Annotated in this window: 21 protein-coding genes; 7 read left to right on the top strand and 14 right to left on the bottom strand. The window is 58.2% G+C overall.

All coding sequences use genetic code 11. The annotated features are described in order from the left end of the window. Nucleotides 1–40 precede the first annotated feature (40 nt). From QQF73_RS06945 to QQF73_RS06935, 3 genes are all read right to left on the bottom strand, one after another. A complete protein-coding gene (locus QQF73_RS06945; RefSeq protein WP_219866209.1) occupies nucleotides 41–1,492 on the bottom strand; it encodes a sigma-54 dependent transcriptional regulator in 1,452 nt (483 codons plus the stop codon). A 69-nt stretch (nucleotides 1,493–1,561) separates the two neighbouring features. Next, on the bottom strand, nucleotides 1,562–1,891 hold the full coding sequence (locus tag QQF73_RS06940) for an SOS cell division inhibitor (RefSeq protein ID WP_219866210.1): 330 nt from the start codon (nucleotides 1,889–1,891) through the stop codon (nucleotides 1,562–1,564). 79 nt (nucleotides 1,892–1,970) lie between these two features. After that, nucleotides 1,971–3,329: a DUF1329 domain-containing protein gene (locus tag QQF73_RS06935; RefSeq protein WP_219866211.1), complete on the bottom strand. Its 1,359-nt coding sequence runs from the start codon at nucleotides 3,327–3,329 to the stop codon at nucleotides 1,971–1,973. A gap of 258 nt (nucleotides 3,330–3,587) precedes the next feature. On the opposite strand from QQF73_RS06935, the gene QQF73_RS06930 reads away from it, so the two are divergent. Continuing rightward, nucleotides 3,588–4,100 carry a DUF6586 family protein gene (locus tag QQF73_RS06930; RefSeq protein WP_219866212.1) on the top strand — a complete coding sequence of 171 codons (513 nt, stop codon included), beginning with the start codon at nucleotides 3,588–3,590 and terminating at the stop codon, nucleotides 4,098–4,100. 48 nt (nucleotides 4,101–4,148) lie between these two features. Continuing rightward, complete coding sequence (locus QQF73_RS06925) at nucleotides 4,149–4,409, top strand: hypothetical protein (RefSeq protein ID WP_219866213.1); 261 nt, start codon at nucleotides 4,149–4,151, stop codon at nucleotides 4,407–4,409. Nucleotides 4,410–4,480: 71 nt separating this feature from the next. Here the strand turns inward: QQF73_RS06925 and QQF73_RS06920 are convergent, their stop codons facing one another. Together QQF73_RS06920 and lexA are read right to left on the bottom strand one after the other, a co-directional pair. After that, nucleotides 4,481–4,972, bottom strand: coding sequence for a cell division inhibitor SulA (locus QQF73_RS06920; RefSeq protein WP_219866214.1), 492 nt, complete (start codon nucleotides 4,970–4,972; stop codon nucleotides 4,481–4,483). A gap of 40 nt (nucleotides 4,973–5,012) precedes the next feature. Further along, entirely contained in the window at nucleotides 5,013–5,624 is a 612-nt protein-coding gene (gene lexA, locus QQF73_RS06915; RefSeq protein ID WP_219866215.1) for a transcriptional repressor LexA, read from the bottom strand. Nucleotides 5,625–5,821: 197 nt separating this feature from the next. Between lexA and QQF73_RS06910 the strand changes: the two genes are divergently transcribed. The 3 genes from QQF73_RS06910 to QQF73_RS06900 are packed head-to-tail and all read left to right on the top strand — an operon-like array spanning nucleotide 5,822 to nucleotide 8,261. Continuing rightward, nucleotides 5,822–6,823 carry an amidoligase family protein gene (locus QQF73_RS06910; protein WP_285367732.1) on the top strand — a complete coding sequence of 334 codons (1,002 nt, stop codon included), beginning with the start codon at nucleotides 5,822–5,824 and terminating at the stop codon, nucleotides 6,821–6,823. Then, nucleotides 6,816–7,574 carry a gamma-glutamyl-gamma-aminobutyrate hydrolase family protein gene (locus tag QQF73_RS06905; RefSeq protein ID WP_219866217.1) on the top strand — a complete coding sequence of 253 codons (759 nt, stop codon included), beginning with the start codon at nucleotides 6,816–6,818 and terminating at the stop codon, nucleotides 7,572–7,574. The genes QQF73_RS06910 and QQF73_RS06905 overlap by 8 nt, the downstream gene beginning before the upstream one ends. Nucleotides 7,575–7,577: 3 nt before the next feature. Next, the gene (locus QQF73_RS06900; protein WP_219866218.1) at nucleotides 7,578–8,261 is read left to right on the top strand and encodes an SIMPL domain-containing protein; all 684 of its coding nucleotides are present in this window, start codon (nucleotides 7,578–7,580) and stop codon (nucleotides 8,259–8,261) included. Between the two features lie 2 nt (nucleotides 8,262–8,263). On the opposite strand, the gene QQF73_RS06895 is transcribed toward QQF73_RS06900, so the two are convergent. Together QQF73_RS06895 and QQF73_RS06890 are read right to left on the bottom strand one after the other, a co-directional pair. Continuing rightward, nucleotides 8,264–12,022 (bottom strand): translocation/assembly module TamB domain-containing protein, encoded by a 3,759-nt coding sequence (locus QQF73_RS06895; RefSeq protein ID WP_285367729.1) that lies wholly within the window; start codon nucleotides 12,020–12,022, stop codon nucleotides 8,264–8,266. Beyond that, nucleotides 12,019–13,773 carry an autotransporter assembly complex protein TamA gene (locus QQF73_RS06890; protein ID WP_219866219.1) on the bottom strand — a complete coding sequence of 585 codons (1,755 nt, stop codon included), beginning with the start codon at nucleotides 13,771–13,773 and terminating at the stop codon, nucleotides 12,019–12,021. Before QQF73_RS06890 ends, QQF73_RS06895 begins: the two co-directional genes overlap by 4 nt. A 160-nt stretch (nucleotides 13,774–13,933) precedes the next feature. Between QQF73_RS06890 and QQF73_RS06885 the strand changes: the two genes are divergently transcribed. Together QQF73_RS06885 and QQF73_RS06880 are read left to right on the top strand one after the other, a co-directional pair. Next, complete coding sequence (locus QQF73_RS06885; protein ID WP_219866220.1) at nucleotides 13,934–14,941, top strand: hypothetical protein; 1,008 nt, start codon at nucleotides 13,934–13,936, stop codon at nucleotides 14,939–14,941. Nucleotides 14,942–14,988: 47 nt separating this feature from the next. Next, entirely contained in the window at nucleotides 14,989–16,464 is a 1,476-nt protein-coding gene (locus tag QQF73_RS06880; protein WP_219866221.1) for an amidase, read from the top strand. Nucleotides 16,465–16,541: 77 nt separating this feature from the next. Here the strand turns inward: QQF73_RS06880 and QQF73_RS06875 are convergent, their stop codons facing one another. The 7 genes from QQF73_RS06875 to QQF73_RS06845 are packed head-to-tail and all read right to left on the bottom strand — an operon-like array spanning nucleotide 16,542 to nucleotide 25,519. Further along, nucleotides 16,542–17,984 (bottom strand): mannose-1-phosphate guanylyltransferase/mannose-6-phosphate isomerase, encoded by a 1,443-nt coding sequence (locus QQF73_RS06875; protein ID WP_219866222.1) that lies wholly within the window; start codon nucleotides 17,982–17,984, stop codon nucleotides 16,542–16,544. Between the two features lie 41 nt (nucleotides 17,985–18,025). Beyond that, on the bottom strand, nucleotides 18,026–19,216 hold the full coding sequence (locus tag QQF73_RS06870) for an alginate lyase family protein (protein ID WP_219866223.1): 1,191 nt from the start codon (nucleotides 19,214–19,216) through the stop codon (nucleotides 18,026–18,028). 4 nt (nucleotides 19,217–19,220) lie between these two features. Then, entirely contained in the window at nucleotides 19,221–20,669 is a 1,449-nt protein-coding gene (locus QQF73_RS06865) for an alginate O-acetyltransferase AlgX-related protein (RefSeq protein ID WP_219866224.1), read from the bottom strand. Nucleotides 20,670–20,721: 52 nt separating this feature from the next. Continuing rightward, entirely contained in the window at nucleotides 20,722–21,384 is a 663-nt protein-coding gene (locus tag QQF73_RS06860; RefSeq protein ID WP_219866225.1) for an alginate O-acetyltransferase AlgF, read from the bottom strand. Further along, nucleotides 21,384–22,523 (bottom strand): alginate O-acetyltransferase, encoded by a 1,140-nt coding sequence (locus QQF73_RS06855; RefSeq protein ID WP_285367724.1) that lies wholly within the window; start codon nucleotides 22,521–22,523, stop codon nucleotides 21,384–21,386. Before QQF73_RS06855 ends, QQF73_RS06860 begins: the two co-directional genes overlap by 1 nt. 12 nt (nucleotides 22,524–22,535) lie before the next feature. Beyond that, a complete protein-coding gene (locus tag QQF73_RS06850) occupies nucleotides 22,536–23,954 on the bottom strand; it encodes an MBOAT family O-acyltransferase (RefSeq protein ID WP_285367722.1) in 1,419 nt (472 codons plus the stop codon). 8 nt (nucleotides 23,955–23,962) lie between these two features. Beyond that, a complete protein-coding gene (locus tag QQF73_RS06845; protein ID WP_285367720.1) occupies nucleotides 23,963–25,519 on the bottom strand; it encodes a NosD domain-containing protein in 1,557 nt (518 codons plus the stop codon). Nucleotides 25,520–25,527 lie beyond the last annotated feature (8 nt).

Genomic DNA, 25,527 nt, shown 5'->3' with positions numbered 1-25,527 from the left:
CCTTTGACGCCGTTATTTACGGGATGATCCGGGGTTGGAATCAGGACTCTTCAGGCTCCTCCTCCCTGAGACCATACTTACGGACCTTCTCAACCAGGGTAGTTCGCCGTATCCGAAGCTTCTCGGCAGCCCGCGCAACCACGCCGCCGGCTTCATCGAGCGCCTGCTGAATCAGCTGCTTCTCAAGATTGGAGAGGTAGTCCTTGAGATCAATGCCGTTAACCGGCAACAGCGCCGGTGCGTCCAGCCCAATCAGGCCAGGCACGCCGGATGGCATACCCCCGTCTTCGACCGGGCGATTCTCATCGTAATCATCAACGTAACGAAACTTTTTCGGCAGTTCCTGAACCCCAATCACACCATAGGGGTGCATGATCGCAAGTCGCTCTACCAGGTTTGCCAGCTCCCGAACATTGCCTGGCCAGTTGTGACGACACAAGCTCATGATCGCCGCCGAATTCATTCTCAGGGAGCCCCGCTTCTCTTTCTCCATTCGGGAGATCAATTCGTTGATCAGCAGGGGAATGTCTTCCACCCGATCCCGCAAGGCCGGCATTTCGATGGGGAACACGTTCAGCCGGTAGTAGAGGTCTTCCCGGAAATCGCCGGTTTCGATCATGTCCTCAAGGTTCTTGTGAGTAGCAGCAATGATCCGGACATCAGCGGACTGCGTGCGGTTACTGCCGACACGCTCAAAGGTTCGCTCCTGCAGAACGCGAAGGATCTTCACCTGCATGCTAAGGGGCATATCGCCGATCTCGTCCAGAAACAGGGTACCACCCTCGGCCATTTCAAACCGGCCAACGCGCGCGGTGATTGCTCCCGTAAAGGCCCCCTTCTCGTGACCGAAGAGTTCACTCTCAAGCAGCTCGCCCGGAATCGCCCCGCAATTGACCGGAACAAAGGGCTTGTCACGCCGGGCAGAGTGGTAATGCAGATTGCGGGCAACGACCTCCTTACCCGTCCCGGACTCCCCAGTGATCAGGACACTGACGTCCTTATCCGCAACCTGTTCCATCAGCTGACGCACATGGAGCACCTTGCGGGAGGTCCCTACCAGACTGCGGAACAATTGGAGACCACGCTGCTGTCCCCGCTCACGGGATCGACCGTACTGGTCCCGAAAGACCTGCGCCCGGTAAAGGGAGTCGACAAACTTGGTGTAGTTCAGGGGCCATTCCATCCGCGCGATCACACGGGCCGCATGCTCTTCCGAGACTCCCTTGAGTGAAGGATCTCCCACCACCAGCAACGGAACACCGTGAACGGTCGAGCAAGCCGTCGTGACAGTACCAGCCACGCCCTGGTCCTCACCATTGACGACGACGACCGAAACCTCGGCAAGGCGGTCGACATCGCCGGACTTCAGGAGCGCGAGGGCTTCATCACCGGCAACGACCTCCTCCTCGCCGATGAATTCAAGAATCGTGACCATGTCCCGGCGTCTTGATTCGTCATCGCTCAGCACCAGCACCTTGTTATTTTTGGACATTCACAAAATCTCTTGATGGATTTGTGACGTATTTAAGACTGTAAGGACGTCAGAGTCAATTTTATGACGCTATTTGGAACGATTTGAGGAAACGCTTTGGTAGGCTTTTGCGGCCTGTCTATTTTCGTTAACACCTTTGAGCGCTTCCTGCGCCTCCTGCCGGGCTCTCGTCGCACTCTGGTTGGCCGTATCAACCAGCTGCTGAAGCTCTTGAAGCCGGGTGCGAACCGGCTCAGCGTCCAGCGCACCCGATTCCAGGGCAGCCATCAGGGGCTCAATCATTGGCCTGACCTGACCATTGAGCCGAGCAAGTTCATCCCAGTCCTGGTTGATCATGGCACGCCCCATTTCCACCATCAATTGATCAACGTCGTCCAGATGTGACTGGGGATCGGCCATGCTTCGTGCTCCTGTCAGGTGTCTGTGAGGTCCGCCCGGCCCGGTCAGGGGCGGCCTCTGAACCGCCCCCGACACTCGATCAGCGGCGTGCGGCGCGTCTCGCGGCCGACGCAGTGAAATCACTACCCCGGAATGCCGGTTTGAAGTCATATGCCGGGAAACCGTCGCTAAGCCCATCGATATAATAACGATTGGCCTTGAGATCGTAGGTCATCTCCATGGTAGTCCAGAATACCGGCTCACTGTAATAGCTGATGTTATGGGCTTCGGACACCCGCCACAGGTTACCGGCCTCGTCGTACTCTTCGGACGCCAGAATCTGCCAACTGTCCTCATCGACATAAAACACCCGCCGATCGTAGATGTGACCAATGCCCGTGCGACGCTTTGCTTCGACCACCCAGACCCTGTGCAACTCGTAGCGGGTCAGCGTCTGATTGATATGATTCGGCCGAATGACATTGTCAGGTCTGACCTCCTCGTCATGCAGCAGGTACGCGTTATAGGGCACATACAGTTCCCGCTTACCTTTGAGGGTCCAGTCATACTGGTTAGGCGCCCCGTTATACATATCCTTCTGATCAACCGAACGCAGGGAAGACGAGTTGGGTAGGTCCGTCTCATAGGCAAGATTGGGCGACCGACGAAGCCGGCGGGAACCCGCATCGTATCGCCACGCGAGCCGCGGGGAGCGGATCTGATCGAGCGTCTCGTGCACCAGCGTGATGGTGCCTGCGAGCGCCGACGGAGAGATGGTATCGGTCTTCAGGTAAAAGATCTTGTTGTCGATCTCCGACAGTTCCGCGCCCTTCTTACTGTAGGCAAAGAAATACTCGTAATCGTTAACCACCGGATTATAGGAGCCGTTGGTCTGGGGAGTTGCCGAGGCGCTCCGGAACGCCACTTCGGTGCCCCGATAACGCAGAATGTGATTCCAGATCACCTCGAGCCCATTCTTGGGAATCGGAAACGGGCTGGTCATGATTGTGTTACGGACGCCGTTCCCGTTATCCAGGAGCTCAGCCCGTGTCGCGTTTTCCCGGGACTTGGCGTAAACGTGCTCCGGGAACGCCGCTGTGCGCCGGGTCTGGTAAACCGGCATAAAAAACTCCGGCCCATGCTGCTCCAGCATCCGGACATGTCCATCAGACAGTTTGTCCCGATATAGGTGGTAGTTCTGGCTCGTGATTACGAACAGTGCCTCGTCATCCGGGAACGGGTTCGTCTCGATCTGACCTTTGCGCCAGGATTTTGGAGGCGTCTTCAGCCCGCCGATCCATTCGGGAATGCTTCCGGAGGTGTTGCCTCCCCGTTCTGCCCCCACCGGCGTCAGCTCCTTGTCGAGCCGCTCAGCTTCGGTCGAAGTTACCTTGGACAGGGCGTGCCCGGAAATTCCGAACAAAACCGCTGCAAATCCTGCGACAACATGAGTCCGCATCCCTTACACCTCCAAAAAAATGCAGTTTGGCTGGATTGCTGCCGTTCACGGGCACTCCAGCAGACGGCTGTGCTTTGCACCGAACGCACAACCGGGCGCCTTTTTGCCAAATTCAAACGGGCGTTTCAAGTGAATGTTTGTATTTTCTTGTGAAGCGGAAAGGACACCAAACCGGGGAAGAAATTTGTGGCCGAAAATGTTACGATGGTCAATTAACTTTCCGGGTTGAAACAACCGCTCCGTGATCGCAGGTATCCCATGGCCTCGCAATGGCATTCACTGGTTTCACAGAAACTGTTCCTTGCACGAACGCTTCTGAGTCAGCTGGACAACGGTTCAATGCCCCCAAGAGATCAGCCTGCCAATGAGGCAGAACTGGCTTTGGGGCGCGAGGCAGCCATTCAGGGAGCCATTGAGCTTTTACTCAGGTCACGGCGGCTGCTGCTGGCAATGATTGCCCGCTTCTACCAGAAACGGAATGGGGAGCCTTCAACGCTGGATGAGCTCGCGTCGCTGATCGGAGAGGGCCCTAGCGACATTGCTCGCTTGCGGGATCTGGAGCAAAGGCCAGACAGCTGGTGGAACCATCTGGACCAGTTGGAAATGTCCCAGAGCCGGCCCCCGGTCAACCGGAAATCGGTGAGTGAGGAAAATATTATTGCGGTTTCTGCCGACACTGGACCTGACCGTTCAGCTCAAGCGCTGCGCCGAACGTTGGGCGCAATGAAAAATTTTGCCGATGACCTGGAAGAGCAACACAGCGAGTGGTAAGTGAGCGCCGAACCACTCCAGGTCTTCTCTAATAGAAAGGTTTACCGAATGTCACCATCGTTTTTTGAAATCGTACAACTGAGCAACGGCGACTATGCACTTCGTCGTATCGACGACGATAGCGCACCACTCGTGAAAATTTCGTTCTCTGAAGAAGCCCGGGAAATGATGGAAGACCGGGACATGAACGTAGCCAAAGCCATGATAGCGGCTGGCATTGAGGCGGTTGGAAATGTCGCGCACGACATCGATTGGGAAGACGACGAGCTGGACGCCGCCGACTCCCAGCCGTCCTATACCCTCCACTGATCAGTGAGCACTGGCCGCAAGGTTACCGATGGCTTGAGCCGTGTCACGAGGAAGGGTGACGTGGCCGATGCTCAGCGCTGGCGCAACACGACACCATGGCTATTACCATTGGCAGAGGCTCGCTGAAGGGCCTCAAACGCCGAATGGCCCAACTTCCGCGTCCACATCACGACCGCGTGGCAGGTACCTGCATTCAGGGCCCGCTCGGCCAGCTCCTGTGCGGAATAATCGCCAGTCGACCGAAGAACCAACAGCTCGCCAGTCACTATGCCATGCATCTTCTGCCACTTACTGACCAGAGCCTGAGGCGGGTCGATCCAGGCAAGCCAGCGCTTTTCCTGATTCAATTGTGTCAGCATTGGTAACAGCAACTGAAAGTTCTCTACCTGCCCTTCCGGCAAGATGATTTCCGTCACGTTGCCGCTAACCGCCGCATCGCCAGATTCAGACCTGCGACGAGCACGAATCACAGAACGCCTCTCTGGAGCCGCAGATGGCGGTACCGCGTAGGACATCGCACCTTGCTGATAAGCCAGATTCTGATTGAAGCTTAACTGTTCCATGATTCACCTGCTCTTATGCTGTCTGTGGCAACTCAACCGATCAGTGAAGATCAGACCGACGGATCACACCAACTCCCAAACCTTCGATGAACAGCTGCTGTTCCGTAAGGTCCACCTCAATTGGCTCGAATTCCTCATTCTCCGCGATCAGATAAACCTTTGACCCTTCCTTTCGGAAACGCTTGACGGTTACTTCTTCCTCGCCAACCCGCGCCACGACCACCTGACCGTTATGGACATCCTGGGTACGGTGAACAGCCAACAGATCTCCATCCAGGATGCCGATATCTTTCATACTCATTCCGCGCACCCGCAGAAGGTAGTCTGCTGACGGCGAGAAAAAGTTGGGCTGGAGGGTGACATGATCTTCGATATGTTCCTGCGCAAGGATCGGACTACCTGCAGCGACCTGGCCAATAACGGGCAATCCGAGGTCTTCCTCCGCCTCCGGAAGGCGAATACCCCGACTGGCACCGGGCACCATTTCTATGGCCCCTTTACGGGCCAGCGCACGCAAATGCTCTTCCGCCGCATTGGCGGAGCGGAAACCCAACTCAGCGGCAATTTCCGCACGGGTGGGCGGATAACCTGTTTCATCCAGATAACGCCGGATTATATCCAGTACCTGAGATTGCCTTGCTGTCAGCTTCATTGAGCTACTCCATCACGGGGACCGGCCTTGAAATCTCTCTTGACCAGCCCTGTTTTTATATACAGTAAACTGACTATATACAGTGTTTTATCCAGTGTAAACCCCTCGGTGTTTTTTCTGCCAACGGCATAACCATGCCAGCCACAATGAGTGTGGTATGGTAATCGGACATGAAATTCGCGTGCTTAGGGAGAGCTATGAGCCAATCGCCTGGCTGCAAAATGCCGGACATTCTCAAGACCGATGAGGGCAAAGAACGCCGCGTTGGTATCGAAATTGAACTTTCCGGACTGGGTTACGAGACACTCGTTAACCTCATGGCACGCTTTCTGGAGGCGGAGCCCGACCTCCGGTCCCGCTATGTAACCAAGCTGGAAACCGATCTCGGCACTTTTACCATTGAACTCGATTCGGATCCGATCAAAGATCTCGATCTGGCCGATGATCGCCTGCCCGACTCCATTCGGGAGCTGGGAGGCCAGGCTATGGAGGTAATCGATGCGGCGGCCGAGCGCATTGTCCCCCTTGAAATCATCAGCCCCCCCATACCGTTCTCCGACGTCCCCCGGATAGAGGCGCTGACTGAGATGCTGCGTAAGGAAGGTGCGCTGGGAAGTCGGGAAGCCATCTACTATGCCTTCGGCCTCCAGTTGAATCCGGAACTCCCGGACTTGACCCCGGATAGCCTGGTTCGCTATCTCCAGGCTTTCGCTGCCCTGTACGAATGGCTGAAATCCCGGCATCAGCTGGACATCAGTCGGAAATTCACGACGTACATTGAGCCGTGGAGCAGCCGGTATACTGAGATACTGATGAGGGACGACTATGCTCCCGATCAGGAACAGCTCATGCGGGATTATCTGGAGTACAATCCGACCCGTAACCGGGCGCTGGATCTGCTTCCTCTGTTTGCCCACCTCGACTCCGCGCTCCTGGGACGGTATGTGGACGATCCCAGGATCAAGAGTCGCCCCACCCTGCATTACCGGTTGCCAGACTGTGACATTGATAATCCCTCGTGGCACTTTTCCAGTGTCTGGAACGACTGGATCATTCTGGAACAGATTGCATCCAACGCGAGCCAATTGGCAGAGCTCCGGGCTCTTTTCCGGGAAGGCAACAAGATCAGCCTGCGCAACTTGACCCACAGCTGGCTCGATACAACCTCCGATTGGCTACAAAGCAGGGGTTATGTCTGAACGACAGGGAACCGAAGAAGAGCTCCCGGGACTGACCATAGGCATCAGCGGCCCGGCAAGAAAGGGTACAGCACACCGCCTCATCAGCCTGGGCATAAGGATGCATGGCGCCCGAACCCATTATATTCGCCCCGGGTCCCAGACCGACGTCTCGTTGCTCGACGGCCTTGTGCTGTCCGGGGGAACCCACGTCCATCCGGAGCGCTATAACCAGGAACCGCAGGTCACGGCGAACTATGACCGCAAGCGGGATGCCACTGACCAGCGACTCCTTGAGGAAGCGGAACGGATTGGAATTCCTGTGCTCGGAATCTGCCGCGGGGCCCAGTTCATCAATGTGTTCCATGGCGGATCCCTGTGCCAGAATGTGACGCCATTTCGCGTCCATACCCGCCATCGCCCGCTGTTGTTACCCATGCAAACGGTCAGAGTGGTGAAGACGAGCCGGCTTGGACAGATCATGCAGTCGTCCATGATTGGTGCCAATCGGATCCATAGCCAGGCAATCAAACGGCTGGGACGGAACCTCAAGGTGGTTGCCGTCGATAATGACCTGTTTGTTCAGGCGATCGAGAATACCCACGACCAATGGTTGATGGGTGTGCAGTGGCATCCGGAATATCTGCTATACCATGGAGGACATCGACGTATTTTTGGGCAACTCGTCCAGGCAGCGCTGGACTTCAAACTGGGCCGCCTGGAGCCGGATTCCGGAAGGCCCTACCCCAACTCGGATTCAATGGAGGAATGACCCATGAACAGATGGAAGCGCGTATCGGGCCTTGGCTTATCACTGCTGCTGGTTCCGACGTTGTCGATCGCTGGCGAAGTAACCCTGAGTGGCGAAGGGAGTGTACGCTATCAGCCAGACAGCGCCAGGCTGCAGTTCACCGCCAGTGCCGAGCATGAAATGCCGCAGCAGGCAACGGAGCAGGTAGCGGCGATGATGAGCGAGTGGCGCGAAGCAATCAGCCAGTATCAGGACCGGCTCCAGGACTACACGGATGCTACCGTGAACCTTTACAACCGAACCCTGCCCGGAAGCGAACGCGGGGAAGAGCCGCAGAAACGGGCGGTGGCTTCACAAACGGTGACGTTTCACATTGATGACCTTTCCCTGCTGAATCCGCTGCTTGAACAGGCCCAGTCCATCGGACTGAACTACAACCTCGGCCCAAGTCAGTTCTTTCACTCTGATGAAGCAGGACTGGAGCAGGAGGCGCTGTCCAAGGCTATTGCGAATGCCCAGTCTCGCTGCGAGTTTGTGGCCCAGCAACTCCAGCAATCCTGTGGTGATGTCGTGACCATCAGCATCAATGGCGACTTCCGGCCAGTTCCGATGATGATGGCGGAGGCAAAGGGATCTGCGGATACGGTGTCCAGCGTTGGGGTGCGGGAGGTTCACGCGACCGTTAATGCGACCTTTGAACTGGATTGAGGTCAGAAATCCCGGGTGTAGAAGATGTCCAGCGACGCGGCCAGTCCACTGGCCGCTTCCAGATAGAAATACCGCCCCAGATCATAACGCAGCGCCACCGTCGTGATGGGCTCGAAGATACCAACGCCGTAACGCACACTGAGTTCGTCCGTCAGGTAACCACTGGCCACGACGGACGTCTGCTCTCCGCTGCCCTCCGACTCCAGCATGAACTGCTGAATGCCGAACTCCTCACCCAGCTTTCCAGTAAACTTGTTGGCCTGGGTCAATCCCAGCGATAATGCAGCCCCGCTCATTTGCCCCTCATCACCACGGCCCTGGGGCGGTCTTCCGAGAATCAAATAGGACAGAGCATCGGTCTGCGGCATGTCAGGGTTGGAAAACACTTCCGTGGACGGCGATTGCACAGGCCCACTCAAACGAATACCGGCCACTACAGTATCCACGGTCCGAATGGCCTCGATATCCAGATAGGGCTGCGTCAGGTTGCCCACGAATAAGATCCTTGCTGTTCGCAACTCCAGCTCTTGACCAAACTTTTCGTATCGGCCATTCACCAGTTGCAGAGTGCCGCGAGTATCCAGGTCATTACCGATGCGAAGTGTACCTTCCAGATCCCCGGTAACACCGAAGGCTGCAAAGGTCACCTGATCCTCGCCAACGATAACGGTTACATCCATATTCAGGGTGCGGATCGCGGGTTTTTCCTGCTCAACCCCGACAATCACCTCATCTTCGGACACAGAAACCGCCTGCGCCGGGAGGCCCTTGATTTCGATTTCGCCCCGCGGCACCGCAAGCTGTCCGGTAACACTCAGTTCGCCCTCCCGGAACGCAATGGCAAGGTCCGGCGCCAGCTCCACCCGGGCGTAGGGCTCAAGACTGAACGGGACGCGCTCACCCCTGATTTTCAACTGGCCCGCCGGGGCGTTCTCCCAGTTCAACCTGCCACTCAGAGTGGTTTGGCTACGGGCATTGCTATTGATCCTGCCGCTAATCTTTGCGGAGTAGCCGTTGAGCCCCAGACTGACAACAATTTCTTCCAGCGGAATTGGCAGTTTCGGGTCAACCACTCGTCCGTTCGTCAGCGCCAGCTCGCCGTTAACGGCGGGTTTCATGAGCGGTCCGGACAGCGTTCCCTGCCCATTGATCTCACCTGAAACCTCCTGAAGGCCTGCAAAAATGCCGGCCAGGGCAATATCGAGATTATCCAGCCGGAACTGCCCTTCCAACTGGCGTTCGGGCGAACGCGGATCAACGGCTACATCGACGGAAAACTCACCCAAATCCGGGCCTGCAAGCTGCAGATCGAGCTCGGCGACCTCCGGTTTCAGGTTCAACTGTGTGACGAAACGGTCGTAAGCGAGCGACTCCCAGTCCTCATCCACCAGGACCTGAAAGCTTCCGCTACCGGCATCGACCCGTATCTGCCCGCTTGGTCCGTTGTCCGTCATGGTTACATCAATCTCGCCATTGAGGTTCCCTCGCCAGCGAAGCGTCTCCGGCATCAACGGGTCCAGCGCCGTTGTCGGGAAGCTGTCAATTCGGTACGCAAGGCTTGGGGTCGGCAGCAAAGTCTGGTCCTCGGCACAGACGGTACTCTGCCGCCAGCGCCAGCAGTGGGCACCAAACGTGAGTTCACCATCCGCCCGATAGGCCAGTGAAGCTGGCGACTCCAGTTCCCAGCTCTGATTCTGCTCCGGCACTTCAATTAGCCCTTGTGCGAGAGAGCCCGTCCATTCGCTCCAGGACGACGGGGCAAAAGCTCCGGCAAACAACAGACGCACGTCGGCTTCGGCATGCCGGGCCGAAACCTCGAGCCGGTGGTCCTCCCTGGTCCCGGACGCGTTGAGAGTCAGAGCCTCCAACTGCTGGCCCGCCACATCAACGTCTTTTGCCCCGATACGACTCTTCAGGTTGAACCCCGGCTCCATAACCGCGTCCACATCGAGGCTGGCAACCGCCAGACTATCCTGCCAGCCCAGCTCCCTGGCACCGAGAGTGAGCTCTCCCGAGGGTCTTTCCGGGGTTCCGCCTAACGTCAATTCGGCGTCCACCTGCCCTGTCAGATCCGCCAACAATTGGCCTGGCGCTGGCAACTGCAGGCGAAGCTCTCCCGCGAGCTCCTCACCCCAGGTTCCTGATCCTTCGAGGCGGTTCTCCCCGACCGTCATCTCGAGTCCGGATACTTCCCAGTTGCCGGTTGACGTGTCGAGGGACCCTCGTGCCTTCGCAGGTTGGGACTGCCACTGCCCGCCCAGATCCCAACGAGCCTGAAGGGCGGGAATCTGATCGTCACGCAGTGTGCCGGAGGTTTCAATGGCGCCACTGAGACTGGCTTCAAGCGACGGCACCCAATAGCCCGGATTGAATCCGTCGAGTTGCAGGGCGGCTTGCCAGGACAGGGGCCCGGAAAAATTCACCGCCCCGTTGCCGGACAGGGACCCAGCGCCGGTCACCACCTTCAGGTCTGTCAGTCTGGTCTCGCTGGCATCGCCGTCCACCACCGAGGACAGCGTCGCCTCTCCCTGGGGCCCCTCAACATCCGCCTTCAGGTTCGCGTGATAACGGTTATCCGACCAGGTTACCGAACCGTCGAGTCGATTCAGTTGAACCCCAGGCTCGGCCATATCAGGGAGCAGCGAGTACCAGGGGAAGCGATCGAGGGACAGCTGCGCGTTCGCTTCCAGCCCTCCCTGCCAGGAAACCTCGCCGGCAACCCGGGCCTTTCCCGGCGTACCGGAGCCCGATGAAGACAGGATCAGTTCCAGGTCATTTGCCGCCCCCGTATCCACCAGGCCATCCAGGGCCAGATCAATAGGCCCTTCGGTACCTGGCAAAGTCGCCTGGGCACGGGTCCGGAACCCCGACTCGAGACTTCCATCGGCCTCGACAAACCAGTTCTGAAGTTCCAGCGTCTCCGGCAGGGTTTCAAGCGCCAGGAATTGCTCCGAGGTGACCCGGAGTCTTGCCGGCAAGGCCCGGTCCAGTGGCGACACCTGACCATTCAGGCGTGCCTCGAGATATCCCCGGCTGTGTCCCGACAGCCGGAGATCCCGGACACTGCCGGACAAATTCACGTCAAAGGACCAGCGCTCGCCGGACGGGGGGGGCAATGAGGCTTCGACATTCAGAACCACCGGCCAGTCCCGTCGGGTCTCCACCCGGCCGGATATGGCCACCGAATAGTCGTCCAGTTGGTACGTAGCCCGCTCAATTTGCCAATCCGCCCCCGAACCACCGGCTGACAGTTCGACCCGATCCCAGATCCGGGTCTCATTGAAGCTGAACGCCCCGAGGTCAACCTCGCCGATACGGAGTCCTACTGGCAAGTCCACATCCGGCAAATCGATTGCCCGCGCACCTCCATCCTCACTGGAAGCCGGCTGAACACTCACCTCAATTTTCCTGGCTTTCAGGACATCGAGACAGACCTGCTTACTGAGCAAACACGATGGCGACCAATCGATCACCGCCGCCTCGACCGATACATCGACACCGTAGCCCTGCCAGTCGACTGTCGCAGCCTGCCATTTGCCCATCAGCGATCCCCGGCCTTCGCTCACGTCCAGGCCCGGAATCTGGTCAACAACCCAGGCTGTGCCCGTCTCCGATCTCAGGGCCAGCAGGATCACGACGACAAGAACCAGCGGCAACAGAATCAGGATGCCAAGCACGAGCAACAACCAGAACCAGGCGGGTCGGCGCCTGGAAACCTGTGCCCCCTGCTGCTCCTGGTCGTGGTCGGTCTGATTGGTCACAATTCAGGCCCCATGGAAAAGTGAATGCGCCACCCGCCCCCAAACTCACGGTCGAGGCCCTTGGCAACATCCAGGCGCAAGGGCCCGACCGGGCTGATCCAGCGAAGACCGATGCCCGCGCCGGTAGCGAGTGGGTCAAACGGATCATTGATCGCATTACCATGATCCACGAACATCGCCACTCTCCAGCGGTCGGCGAACTGGTACTGATACTCGCCACTGCCCACCAGCAGGAACCGTCCGCCAACCGGGACCCCGTTGTCGTTTTCCGGAGACAGGGTTTCATAGCCGTAGCCCCGGACGCTCTGATCACCACCGGCGAAGAAACGGAGAGACGGCGGCACATCTTCAAAGCTGTTGGTGGCGACAGCACCCATCTGTACCCGACCCAGAAAACGGTGATTATCAAACAGGGTATACAATCCTTTGGCGAGCGCATTAACGTGCACGATATCCACCGTCGACAACACCGCCCGGTGCGCTCCGGTGACGTCGAACTGCAACCGGTACCCCTTCGACGGATCCAGGGCCGAATCCGCATAGAGCTTGGAATAGCCTGCCCCCGGCAGGAGCAGGCTACTGGTGCCGGTTTCGTCATCACCGATATTGTAGCGCTCCCCCTCCCAACGCAGGGAAAGTACCTGAAGCCAGCCGCTATCCAGCTCGTGCTGCCACTGCTGGCCGAACGTCAGCAACTCAGACTCGACATTCTCGATGTCTTCGCGCTGGTAGCCTGCGGTCAGACGAATCAGATCCGTCATCGGGGGATCGAGCGGCAGTTCGTACCAGGCACTGACATTCTGGCGAGGACCGGACAGCTCGGTCTCTGCCCCACGACGGTGCCCCATGGGATTGATCCAGTGTTCACGCCAGTTGCCTCGCAACCGGGGACCGACATCGGTGGAAAAGCCCACGCCGGCCGAAACCGAACGAGAGTCCCGCCGGGTCAGGGCAACACTGACGGGGATAACACCATCAACTGCCCGGGACGGCACAGCATCTATGTCGATCCCGGAGAAATAACCACTGCTGGCCAGATCCCGGTTCAACTTGGCGATTTCATCAGCATGATAGGGAGTACCGGGCTCAAAGGTGACAAAGTCCTCAAGCAGACCGGTTTCAAACCAGTGACCCTCTTCAAAAGAGACTTCGCCAAGGCGATAGCGTTCCCCACTCTCGAAGATCAGGGTGATCTCGGCGATCCTGGTCTCGGGGTTCACCCTGAGGCTTTTCTCGGCAAAGGTTCCGTCAAAATAGCCGCGCTGGCGGGCCCGGGTCTGAATCGTGTCCCGAAGGCTCGAATATTCTCCGTGATTCAGGACATCGCCCTCAGCCGGCCGTTTGGGCAGCTCAGCCGTGAATTCGGCATCGGAAGCGGCAGGTCCCCGGATTTCCACGGTCCGCGACACAACCTTGACCGGCTCTCCGGGTACAATTTCCAGAATGAGACGGGCGATCTCCTCGGCATCACCCTGATCGACCCGCCAGTCTATCCGCGGGCTGTAGTAACCCAGGGCACGCAAAGCCTGGCCCGCCTGACTGACGGCCGTTGAGGCGTAACGACGCAGGTTGCTGGCGCTGCGCCCCTCCACTTCGCCGATAAAGGCCTCAGCGTTCTCCTTGAGCTTCGGATAATCCCCCTCGACCTTCACCTCGACCTGTTGGGCAAAAACCGCCAGCGGCGCCCAAAGGATCAATGATGCAAGGAGCCGGAGCCGGCCTGTTGTTACAGCGTGGTTTCTAGATAGCATCCGGCTATTTCAGGGTTGAGAGTCATGAGCGAACCGTCCATTCCAGCGTGGGAGTTTAACTGCAGGCGGTCAAGTAAACCATGGCGTGTCGTCGTCAGTAACAAAATAAGCTAATCTGTCAGGAGCTTATAACGTCCTGACAGACAACCGGAAGTCCTGAATGCTCCACATCAATCGAGAGAAGCTAAAGTCCAGCCATCAGCTCATCTGGTTCATCATCGACTTCCTGATGCTTGGCCTGCTGATCATTAACCTGGCCTTCATCATCTGGGACTCCATTTACAACTTCGAGGCCGTCCAGGATCTCATGCGGGAATACACCCCGGGCCTGCAGAGCCTGTACCACCCCCTTCACACCCACTTTATCTTTTACGACATGATTTTCGTCTCGATCTTTCTCGGCGAGTTTTTCCTGCGCTGGGGATACGCGGTCAAGGCCAAGATCTATGACCGCTGGTACTTTTATCCATTCATCCACTGGTACGACCTCGTTGGCTGTATCCCCGTGGGCAGCCTCCGCTTCCTGCGGGTGCTGCGGATCATCTCGATCATCTATCGCCTGCACCAGTACCAGATCATTGACGTTACCAGCACCAAGCTGTACCGGTTTGTTAATTTCTACTATGAGGCCTTCATGGAGGAGCTGTCGGACCGCATCGTGCTGAAAGTGCTGAGCGGCGTCCAACAGGAAGTTCGTCGCGGCTCCCCGCTGTTCGACAGAATCCAGCAGGACATTCTCTACCCGCGCCGGGCCATGCTGTCCGACTGGATTTCAGACCGCATCGCCGAAGCCGCCCAGGAGGGTTACGTACCCAACCGGGGAGCCTTGCGCAGTTATCTTGAGGACCGGGTTGATAACGCCCTCAAACAGAACCTTGAGCTGTCCCGATTGAAGTACCTGCCGGTTGTCGGCCCCACCATTCAGGAAACCCTGGAAGAGGCGGTCGGCGATATCGTTGCCAACGTTATCCATCAAATACTCGAGGATCTGGCCTCAGCCTCCAATCACGCCTTCATTGAAGACATCGTGAACGTGTTTCTGCCAAGCCCGGAACAGATGAAGGCGGATGAAACCGAGAACGAGGCGCTGATTAACCTCATCATCGAGATCATTGACGCCGTCAAGCAACAGGTCCGCGTTAAGTACTGGCGAGAAAACCTGCCCTGACATCAAACGCTTCAGGCCGTTGCTCAAAAACACCAAGGCGATACTTTATGGATTCAATGCATTACCAGCCGGCATACGCATTACTAGCGGAATTGAAGGCAGGCAGGATCACCAGCGAAAGTCTTGTCCGATGTTTTCTGGAGAGAATCCGACAATACAACAGCAACATCAATGCCGCGGTGACGCTGGACGAAAGCAGAGCCCTTGAGCAGGCTCGGGCTGCTGATCGAAGCTTGGCGGCCGGCGAGGCCACTGGCTCTCTGCACGGTCTGCCCCTGACGCTCAAAGATACCTGGGAGGTGGCCGGCATGACCACCACGGCTGGTGCGCCGGCACTGCACAAACACCTGCCGGATTATCATGCCGACGTCGCCCGGCGCCTGGAAGACGCTGGCGCCATCATTATTGGTAAGACCAATGTCCCGATCTATGCCACCGACCTGCAGAGCTACAACAAGCTTTTTGGCGTAACCAACAATCCCTACAATCGCGACCATACCCCCGGTGGTTCCTCCGGTGGCGCTGCGGCAGCCCTGGCCAGTGGCATGACACCGCTGGAAGTGGGCAGCGACCTGGCCGGTTCCATTCGCACGCCGGGGCACTTCTGCGGTGTGTTCGGCCACAAACCGACCCGTGCGCTGGTCTCTATGAGAGGACATATCCCCGGGCCGCCGGGCACCCAGTCCCAACCCGATCTGGCGGAGGGTGGCCCCATGGCCCGCTCCAGCAGAGACTTGGAGCTGCTGCTCAAGGTGATTGCCGGCCCAAGTCCGGCGGAAGCCCGGAGCTGGTCTCTGAGCATGGAACCATCCAGCCTGGAGAACCTTGAACAAGCCCGGGTAGGACTCTGGCTGGACGATCCGCTCTGCCCGATCGAGGAAGAGCTCTCCCGGGGGTATCGACACCTGGCCAGCGAGCTGGAAGCGCAGGGTGCGCTGGTTGCTGAACCAAAGCATGGTCTGCTTAACCTCGAGCATATTCTGCCGGTTTACTTCAATCTTCTGGGCAGTTTGATAGGCAGCTCTATCAAACCTCATCAACGCCGGCAAATGAAGTGGATTGCCCGCCTCGATACATGGCTGAAGTTTTTCGGCCCGGTGACGCCGTTTATCGGCGAATATGCGCGCGGTGTGAATCAGGCGGCCCATCAGTGGGCGAGCTGGAACGAGCGGCGTGAGAAAATGCGGAGCGAGATTGAAACACTGTTCGAGGAGTTTGACGTTCTGCTCACACCGGTCACCCCTACCGCCGCAATAAAACACGATCACAGTCAGCCGGTATTCAAGCGCCGTATCATGGTCGCCGGCCAGCCCCGAGCCTACATGGACCAGTTCTGCTGGATTGCCCTGGCGACAGTGCTGGGCCTGCCCGCCACTTCCGTGCCGATCGGCCGGACGAAGGCAGGTTTACCGTTCAATATTCAGGTGATTGGCGCCCCGGGCAAGGATCTGACCACTATACGTTTCGGACAGTTACTTGAAGAGGCCGGCCTGGCAGGATTTCGCCCGCCAAAGGGTTTTTGATTTCAGATAATGCAGAAGCCGGCGTATAAACCGGCTTCTGCATTATCTAAGAAAAGGCCAAGGGTAACGAATCGGCGTTAACCTTCGACATTCGCTGGAGCTATCTCAGGCTCTGCCTTCTCCGTTCGGCCATAGATATCGTCAAACCGCTCAATATCATCCTCTCCCAGATAGGCCCCGGATTGCACCTCGATCAGCTCAAGAGGAATCTTTCCGGGATTGGTCAGGCGATGGGTTGCACCTATCGGAATGTAGGTGGATTGGTTTTCCGACAGCAAGAACGTCTCCTCATTGCGGGTCACCTGTGCCGTGCCCCTCACCACAATCCAGTGCTCGGCCCGGTGGTGGTGACGTTGCAATGAGAGCCGCTCTCCCGGTTTGACGGTGATGTGCTTCACCTGGAAGCGATTGCCGTTATCGATACTGTCGTAACTCCCCCATGGCCTGAAGACTTCCCGGTGGTTTTCAGTTTCCGAACGTTTGGCGACCTTGAGTTGGTTTACCAGTTTCTTTACATCCTGGACCCGGTCACGTTGGGCCACCATGAGCGCGTCTTTGGTGTCCACAACCACCAGATCCTGAACCCCCAGCATGGCAACCAGTTTGTCCCGGGCGTGGATCAGACAGCCATGAGTATCTTCCAGACAGGTATCACCGACGACAACGTTCTGGCGCTCGTCCTTGCCCTGGACGTCCCACAACGCAGACCATGAACCAACATCACTCCAGCCCAGATCCAGCGGAACAAGAACGGCGTTTTTCGTATGTTCCATGACGGCATAATCCACCGATTCATCCGGACAATCCTTGAAGATCTCTTCCGGTACCCGCACAAATCCCAAATCATCCCGGAGATTGGCCGCCGCCGCCACGCAGGCCTCGTAGATATCGGCCCGATGGCTCTTGAGCTCCTCGAGATAACTGGAAGCGCGAAACATAAACATACCGCTGTTCCAGTAATATCCCCCGATTTCCAGCATGTCCTGGGCAGTCGCGGCGTCCGGTTTCTCTACGAATCTCTGCACCGGCATGATGCCATCCGAGGAGGGTTCCACCGCCACATAGCCGTAACCGGTTTCCGGTCGAGTAGGCGTAATGCCAAACAGCACCAGCTGCCCCCGTTCGGCGGCGCCGCGCGCGTGCTCAAGCGCCACCTGAAAACCCGGACCATCATCGATGAGATGATCGGCTGGCAAAACCAGCATAATCGCTTCCGGATCGTCCCTGGCAACGACCAGCGCCGCCAGCGCAACCGCAGGCGCAGTATTACGCCCAAAAGGTTCCAGCAAAATGGTTTGTGGGCTTATTTGCAGTTCCGACAGTTGGTCCTGGACCAGAAAACGATGGTCACAGTTGGCAACAATCACTGGTGAGTGGACGTCCCTCCAGGGGAGACGTTGAAGTGTTTGCTGGAACATACTGCCTTCGCCAATCAAAGACAGGAACTGCTTGGGATAGGCTTGTCGAGACAACGGCCAGAGCCGTGTTCCGGTACCACCTGACAAGATGACTGGAATCATAATTTTGCTCCTGTGGTTTTGACTCGGGTTTGGTGAAACCGCTACTTCTTCCCGCCCGGTTTTTCTTTCTCATTGACCCGAACCTTTCCGGGCGGTTGCGGTTTCTCCTCTACTAACTGGACGGCATACAACCAGGTTAGATCGCCGCCCAAGCGGGTCGATTTCAGAGGCCGGTACATGTCCATTAATGTCTGCATACCGGGCAAAAGCTCCTCACCGGCTTGCCAGGGGTCCAGCCAGGCCAGCGACCAGGAGGTGTACAAGCCATCCGTCACCTGCTCGAACCCGGTAAGGCTTGCGATGATCGAAGGGTCGTTCAGACCGTCCACGACATTTCCAGCCAGCTTCTGAAATTCAGGGTGATAGGTGTCATAGAGGGGCTGCTGATTGACCTGCGCCCAGGTGGCCAGGGTAGCGAGCGGCTGCATGGCGTAATTGAGGTACTCCAGTGCCCGGGTTTCCCGGCTCAGTTCGTTTGGCAAATACCCCTCCCCGCTGATCTGCCCCATGGCCTCATCAAACTTGGCCATCGACCAGTTCCACCTGGCACAATCATTCGATACCACGGCGGTCGCTGCGACCGCCCAGGCCGCCCAGTAGTCGTGGTTATTGACTTTTTCCAGCGGCCGGTCGCTGTAGTACGCCTGTACGCCCTGCGAAAGGCGAGCGAACCAACCCTTGATACGTTGCTGGCGATCGGGGTCAGTGATTGCCTCGGGCTTGGGCAGGGTGACTCGCAAATAGCCGTTGGCGATGGCCGCAAGCGCCCACTTTCGAACCGCCTGCCCGGTGCCATTGATGTCGTCCGTCACCATGGCATCACTGGAGCCCCAGCTATCCAGTAGCTGCAACACACATTCCCGCGCCAGTGCACCGTCACCATCAATCTGGTAGTCGTTAGCGGCGGCAATCACGGCCTTCTCCAGGGTCCGGATATTTTCCACGGCGGCTCTGTATTCCGCCTCCGCTTCGGTATTGAGCTCGTCCCGGGAGGCGTCGCTGCCCTCGTACTTACTGGTAAAGTTCATCGACCCGGTGTGGGGTTCAACAGTCGGACAAACGTACTCCTGAAGCGGGTTTTCGTCGGCCATCAGGTAGTATCCGGGTGGCGCGCGTAACCCCTCAGCTGGGCACTCGGCAGCCTCAACCACACCCAGGCTCAGGCTGAAGGCAACGGCCGAAACCACCAGTGGCCGTTTGACTGGTTTGCTGAATGTCGTAGAGTGGCGCATGGCGTTATAGGTCCTCTCGTTTGCACAGTTTTGCTGTCACGGTCAGACCTTCGCTGATCTGCTCGGGCAGCATTTCCAGCTCCAGAGACATGAAGTTCTCCTTCTCCCAGCTCTCGCCTTTGGGCAACTCGAATACAAAGCGGCCGGAATCGGAGGTACGGTCGCTGTATTCCATTTTGATCCGGTCGCTGCGGTCGGCGACAAACCAGGTCGTTGCCTCAAGACGCCTGATGCTAGAGTCGCTGAACTGGAGATCGATGACGTAATTAGGGCTGGGCAATACCAGAAACCGGCCGCCACCGTTGAAGATCACCTCATTGACTCCGGCTTTCAGGGTGGCGGTCGATTGCAGTATGGGGGGCTGGGGTTCACAGGCATTCGTGACCAGCGGCATCAGCTGACGGTAGAAATCCTGATTATTCATCTGATGGTACGACGGCACCTCCCAGATCAGGATTTCCGGCGCTGCCTCGTGAAAGCTGTCGGACTTCAGGTAATCGAGGATGGCACCGTCATAACTGCCGCCGGTCAGGGCCAGGTTGAGTACTTCAACGCCCAGAAATTCCTGCAAGGCACCGGCAAAGTTGAAGTTCAATGTGCCTTTGCTGAAGCTCGTGCCCACCAGGGTCACGCTTGGCAGGCTCGCCTCACCGAACAAGGCATCACCAAGGCCATCTTCACCAGAACTGGCGAGTTCGGTACGAAACTCGTTCACGTACTGGTTCGGGTAGGAAAAACCACAAAGGCGCTCGGCGGCCACCTGCAGGGTGCCGCGCCGGCGCAGCAAACCCACGCGCCGGGTTTCGAAGGTCTTTTTCTCAAGCTCGCTGTAGACCGGCAACTGGCGAATACGCTGGGCAACCAAACGGGCCGCCCGGCGCGCGCCATAGGGGGACCAGTGGTGGTCCCGCTCGAAGTAATAGGCGTCGTCTTTTGGCGGCTCCGCCAGCAACGGCGTCAAATCCGGCACAATCATCCCGGTATCCCGCAACCGGCCCAGAGCTTCGCGGTAATTGTCACGCGCTCGGGGCCAGGCGAAGGTAACCGGCGCGTCAAAGGGCAGTTTGTCCGGATGCACCAGGCCTTTGGTGGGGTGGAAAACCAGAACCAGTTCGGTGCCCTTCTCCTCCTTCAGGTGGCGGGCGAATCGACGAAGTTGCGAGAGCCCTTCCTGTGTTGGCCCGAAGTCCTCCCGCAGTTCCTGCTCCGAGCGGAACAGCCAGCCGCCTTCCCCCTCCACCAGCAACCTGAACAGCTCAAGGAAACCGGTATCGTAACTGGCCGGGTCCGACGCCCGTGTACACAGATCGCAGCAGGGCTCAATTTCATACTCCGGCGCGCCAGTAACCTCGCCTGCTGTCGCCGGCCCCGCCGATGTCGCAAACGCAACCAACAGCGCACAAACAACGCGAGCGATTCCGCTGTATTCATCGTCTCTGTTTCGCGTCTTCATCCCATTGTCTCTGTTGTTCGCCCGACGTTCGCCCCTTCCTGTGCCAATCGATTCACAGCGAAGCGTCCACACGGTTCTCCGACGCAAAAAACCGGGGGCGCCCGGCCACTTCAACGGCAAAGAAGCTGTACACTCTTCCGCGCTGCAGGCTCATGGGGTCTGATGTTCCAAACACCTGGCTGCCCTCAAAGGCCCCAAAGGCAAGCTTGACGGCATTGATTTCCCGATCCGCCACTTCCAGCGAACCCAGGTTTTCGATCACGGCCACTTTGCCGTCGGCGGTTTTCAGGGAAACGCCACCGGAGTCAGTCAGGTTGTAAAAGCTCACCAGCGCCTTGCGGGGATTCTCAAAGGCCCGATCTTTGAGCACTTCCAGCCGGCCATCGGGCAACACCACCGCGGTGTAGAACTGGTCTTTCTGCAGATCAACGGTGGCCGAAGCACCGCCAGCGCTGATGGAATGACTGCCCGGAGGAAGATAGAGGTAGGGGCTGACCTCCAGCGGCGCAATTTCGTCCCAGCGCTTGCCGCCGGCCGAGGCCGATTCAAGTTCGCCGCTACTGCCAGCGTTCAGTACCCGGATAAATGCCACACCGTCCGGGGCATCCGCCGCGTAAAGGGCATCTTCGGCCTGTGCCGGAATGGCGCACAACAGGTAGATCAGGGCTGCGGCCCAGATACGCACGACAAGACTGCGATGTTCATTCACACTCATCACTTTACTCCTCCCCGGCGGTTGGAAATGTTCGCCATCTGCTCTTCGGTTTGTTCAAACCAGCCCAGTACCGATTCGCTGTCGACAGGCTGGACGAGGTAGCGCTCGGGAAACTCCCAGAGCACGAGTTCCGGCGGATACTCGCGAAAATCCTGCGACCGCAAATACGCCACCATCGGCTCGAAGGGCCCGTGCCCTTCGTCGGCCACATTGATCAGGTCCGCCCCCAGGTGCTGGCGTAATGCCCCATCAAAGTTCCACAGCGGGTTGGCGCTGTAACTGGTTCCTACGAGCGTCACTCGTGGCGTCTTGCCGCCAAAAAGTCCGCCGGTGGTGGCCTCGGCAGGTTCTGTTAGATGGGGCGTCATCCAGTCGGGCTCCGGCCCCAGGGCCGTCAGATAGGGGGTCACGGGAATGAAGTTGAGCAGGTCGCCGCGATGGCTCTGAGGCTCCCGCTCTCGAGTGATATATTCGGCCTGGTGCCAATCCTGCGACGGGAAGGTCTTCGTGATCTGCTCCGCCATCTGGCGCGCAAACACATCGGCACCCCGAGGGGTCCAGTGGGTGTCGGTTTTCAGGAACAGAGGGGCTTCGGCCGACTTTTCCGCCTGCAAACCTTCCAGAACATCCGGCACCAGCACTTGCTCGCCCTCGACATGCTGCAGAATGCGTGGGTAAAGACTCTGCATCTGCGGTGCCGGTTTCCCATTGGCCAGCTTGTCCTCGTATACCCGGGCTTTGGCGGGCACCACCATCAGCACGACCGGAATGCCCTGCTGCTCCAGGTAAGCCACCAGATGGGCAATCCGCTGCAGGTTGGCTTCAACCTCGCCGCTCTGGTTGGGGGGCGGGTAAAACTCCTCGGCCGTAAACAGCCAGCCCTCACGGCCCACCACCGCACCTTTGCGCGCCTCGCCAAACAGGTTGTAGCGGATAGCCGCCCAAAGGTTGGTGCCAAATTCCCGTACGGGAAATGACTGGTCATAGTGGGCTTCCAGATCTCGGGCCAAGTCCCCGGCGATGGGGTCAACCTGTTCAGGAGCCTCATAGTTCTTGAGGGGCGCCAACGCCATCAACCCAGGCACAAGGACAATGACAATGAAGGCTGTCACAGTGAGGTGCTTTGCTGCCTTGGACATGTCGCGGCCTCCTCAGAACTGAAAGTAGAGAAAGGGTGAGAAGCTGCCCGCAGACAACTTGAGCACCGCCAGGCTAAAAATTGGCAACAACAACAGCATGCTGACCCCCTGCCACTGGATCGGACGAGCCCTCGGCGCGCCGACCTGCCTCCTATCACGCACGCCCATGATCGCTACAATGGCAAAGGCCAGTACCAGAATGGCCAGATTCAGGCGGCTGATGCCCTGCAAGTAGTCGTAACTGAAACCCACACCGTCGAAGGCGAACATGGCCCCGTAGAAAGCAAAGGCATCGGAAACCGTGGTGGCGCGGAAGGTGACCCAGCCAAGGATCACAAACAGGAAGGTCATCGCCCACCGGCTGATACGGAACCCCGTGGGTGCACTCGATACCCCCAGCATCCGTTCAATGGCCAGCAAACCACCGTGCCAGGCGCCCCAGAGCAGGAAGGTCCAGTTCGCGCCGTGCCATAGTCCGCCCAACAGCATAGTCAGCAGCAGATTTCGGTAGTTCATCAGCGTGCCATGGCGGTTGCCCCCCAGCGGAATGTAGAGATAGTCCCGCAACCAGCTCGACAGGCTGATGTGCCAGCGACGCCAGAACTCGGTGATGCTCTGGCTGACATAGGGCTGGTTGAAGTTCTCGGTGAACCGGAAGCCCATCATGAGCCCCAGGCCAATGGCCATGTCCGAGTAACCGGAGAAGTCAAAGTACAGTTGGGCGGTGTAAGCCAGGGCACCTAGCCACGCATCCGCCGTGGTCGGGTTCTCCAGGGCGAAGGCATTGTCCGCCAGGGGCGCGATAGAATCGGCAATGAACACTTTCTTGACGAATCCCAGCATGAATCGGCTCGCGCCCTCGGCAAACTTGTCCAGCGTGTGGGTACGGTGGGCGAACTGCCCGGCCAGGTCCTTATAGCGCAGCACGGGGCCGGCAATCAGTTGCGGAAACAGGGCAATGAAGGCGGCAAAATCGATGAACCGCCTTGTGGGTTCGGTATCCCCCCGGTACACATCGATCACGTAGGAAATGGCCTGGAAGATGTAGAACGAAATACCGATGGGCAGGATGATGTTCGCCAGTTCCAGAGGCTGGCTGCCGAGGCCCACCAGCAACTGATTGAGGCTATCCACCCCGAAATTGGCGTACTTGAAGTAGCCCAGTGTGGCCAGATCGCCGGTGATGCCCAACGCCACCCAACGTTTGGCCGCCTTGGTGCCCAACCCGGACCGGTAGATCTGGTTGCCGATCACGTAGTTCCAGAGCGTCACGCCCACGAACAGCAGCAGGAAGTCCACCCGCCACCAGGCGTAAAACGCGTAGCTGCCGATCAGAATGACCAGGGACCGGTACCGGAACGGCGTGAGGTAATACAACCCCAGAAAGGCCGGCAAAAACAGGAACAGGAAGATGTTGGATGAGAAAACCATGCCTCCCCCTAGTTCAACGACACGCGAGGCGCTGGACGCAACGTCACGGCCTGCTGCTGGTTGATGAGCGCATCCAGAATGGCACTCTGGTGAATCCCCAGTGCACCATCGAACTGAATACCCCCTTCCGTTCCCGGGAAGCGCATCTCAACATCGAACAATGACAAATACTGCGGATTGTCCGAGGCCAGGGGCCCGCTGGCATTAGCCGCCAGCTTGCCCCCCACTACTGTCATGGAAACGGCGAAGCGGTAAGCGTCTTCGGCAAAATCACGATCGGTATCGGAAAGGTCCTTCAGCTGCCCGAAGATGCCGTAGGTACCGTTCAGCAGGGCCACGTTCCGGTACAACAACACATCGGTGCTGTTGCGCACCCGGATACCATTGCTCTGGTTCTTGATCAGGCGATTGCCCCAGAGCAGATTGTCCGGAGACTCGTACAGGCCAATGCCATCGCCCTGGTTGTCAGAGACCACATTGTCAGCTACCACATTGCCACTGCTCTGTCGGGCCAGCACGATACCGGAGCGCCCGTTATGGTGGCTGCGGTTGCCGAAAATCCAGCTGCCATTCACCTGGCCGGAAATAAAGATGCCGTGGTTTTCACGGGTGCCGCGAACCTCATTGCCGGCGATGATCAGGCGCTGGGAATGGTCGTGGGGGTCGATGCCATTGGCAATGCTGTTTCGGTACAGATTATTGATGATCGCAACGTCCTCGGCCTGGGAGCTGTAGAAACCGAAGTACAGATCGGTGAAACCCGATTCGATCAGCCAGCCGGTGGGAGCGCTGCGCTGGAGTATGGCGTTGTCATCCTCCGAATACTGGGCAACGGAAAAGCCGTAGGATTTGGTCATGTTGTAGCCCAGATGCGCCAGCTCACTGCCATGAACAAAGGTTTCGCTGCCGCCCCAGCCGGTGTAGAACGGCCGGAACGCCTCACTGGCCTGGTACGTGGCGGGGCCATTCGCCGCTTCCCGCCAGCCCTCAAGCCGACCATTGATCAAGAAGAACCCGCCATCACTGGCCAGGAAGGCGCCGCGCTCTTCTGACAGCCTCAAGGTTTCCCCCCGGATCACCAGGGTAGCACCCTGCATGATGGCAATGGGTAAACGGGCCAGGTACACCCCTTCCGCGAGGCGCTCCATGACGCGCCCATTGTTGATTTGCCGATACACGTCTTCGAGGGTGGCGCGTCCTGCCTTGATAACGATGGCCTTGGGGAATGAGAACTGCCGGATAACCCATTCCCGCGCCTGTTCCCCTTCCAGAAAATCATCCAGTGCCGGAATGCCTACCATCCGCTCAATCCGCACGATACCCGGTGCGTCGGGACGCTGCCGGAGATGCGCCTCAATTTGCTGGGCGCTGAACCTTGAAAGGTCGGGCAAGGTCGGCCTTTCACGATTCAGGAGATCGCCAGACTGCACTTCAAAGACATAGCTTTCGTCTTCCGGTGCTACCGCCGGGGGCGGAGTTCCCGACCCGTCCGATGCACCGGACGCGGCGTGTAGCCAGGCGCTTGCCATCAAAAACACGGGAGCGAGGAGGTGCTGGAAGTTCATCACGCTCT

Source organism: Marinobacter albus (genome assembly GCF_030238305.1).
GTDB classification, from domain to species: domain Bacteria; phylum Pseudomonadota; class Gammaproteobacteria; order Pseudomonadales; family Oleiphilaceae; genus Marinobacter; species Marinobacter albus.
The sequence above is the reverse complement of the archived record's forward strand: the minus strand, read 5'-3'. Positions and strand labels throughout refer to the sequence as shown.

Coding starts and splice junctions, on each gene's coding strand:
- lexA (WP_219866215.1), bottom strand. CDS start 5,624: ATGAAGCTGACAGCAAGGCAATCTCAGGTACTGGATATAATCCGGCGT.
- QQF73_RS06865 (WP_219866224.1), bottom strand. CDS start 20,669: ATGAAGACGCGAAACAGAGACGATGAATACAGCGGAATCGCTCGCGTT.
- QQF73_RS06885 (WP_219866220.1), top strand. CDS start 13,934: ATGCTCCACATCAATCGAGAGAAGCTAAAGTCCAGCCATCAGCTCATC.
- QQF73_RS06860 (WP_219866225.1), bottom strand. CDS start 21,384: ATGAGTGTGAATGAACATCGCAGTCTTGTCGTGCGTATCTGGGCCGCA.
- QQF73_RS06850 (WP_285367722.1), bottom strand. CDS start 23,954: ATGGTTTTCTCATCCAACATCTTCCTGTTCCTGTTTTTGCCGGCCTTT.
- QQF73_RS06890 (WP_219866219.1), bottom strand. CDS start 13,773: ATGCTATCTAGAAACCACGCTGTAACAACAGGCCGGCTCCGGCTCCTT.
- QQF73_RS06855 (WP_285367724.1), bottom strand. CDS start 22,523: ATGTCCAAGGCAGCAAAGCACCTCACTGTGACAGCCTTCATTGTCATT.
- QQF73_RS06870 (WP_219866223.1), bottom strand. CDS start 19,216: ATGCGCCACTCTACGACATTCAGCAAACCAGTCAAACGGCCACTGGTG.
- QQF73_RS06920 (WP_219866214.1), bottom strand. CDS start 4,972: ATGGAACAGTTAAGCTTCAATCAGAATCTGGCTTATCAGCAAGGTGCG.
- QQF73_RS06845 (WP_285367720.1), bottom strand. CDS start 25,519: ATGAACTTCCAGCACCTCCTCGCTCCCGTGTTTTTGATGGCAAGCGCC.
- QQF73_RS06945 (WP_219866209.1), bottom strand. CDS start 1,492: ATGTCCAAAAATAACAAGGTGCTGGTGCTGAGCGATGACGAATCAAGA.
- QQF73_RS06930 (WP_219866212.1), top strand. CDS start 3,588: ATGGCCTCGCAATGGCATTCACTGGTTTCACAGAAACTGTTCCTTGCA.
- QQF73_RS06900 (WP_219866218.1), top strand. CDS start 7,578: ATGAACAGATGGAAGCGCGTATCGGGCCTTGGCTTATCACTGCTGCTG.
- QQF73_RS06875 (WP_219866222.1), bottom strand. CDS start 17,984: ATGATTCCAGTCATCTTGTCAGGTGGTACCGGAACACGGCTCTGGCCG.
- QQF73_RS06940 (WP_219866210.1), bottom strand. CDS start 1,891: ATGGCCGATCCCCAGTCACATCTGGACGACGTTGATCAATTGATGGTG.
- QQF73_RS06935 (WP_219866211.1), bottom strand. CDS start 3,329: ATGCGGACTCATGTTGTCGCAGGATTTGCAGCGGTTTTGTTCGGAATT.
- QQF73_RS06910 (WP_285367732.1), top strand. CDS start 5,822: ATGAGCCAATCGCCTGGCTGCAAAATGCCGGACATTCTCAAGACCGAT.
- QQF73_RS06925 (WP_219866213.1), top strand. CDS start 4,149: ATGTCACCATCGTTTTTTGAAATCGTACAACTGAGCAACGGCGACTAT.
- QQF73_RS06905 (WP_219866217.1), top strand. CDS start 6,816: ATGTCTGAACGACAGGGAACCGAAGAAGAGCTCCCGGGACTGACCATA.
- QQF73_RS06880 (WP_219866221.1), top strand. CDS start 14,989: ATGGATTCAATGCATTACCAGCCGGCATACGCATTACTAGCGGAATTG.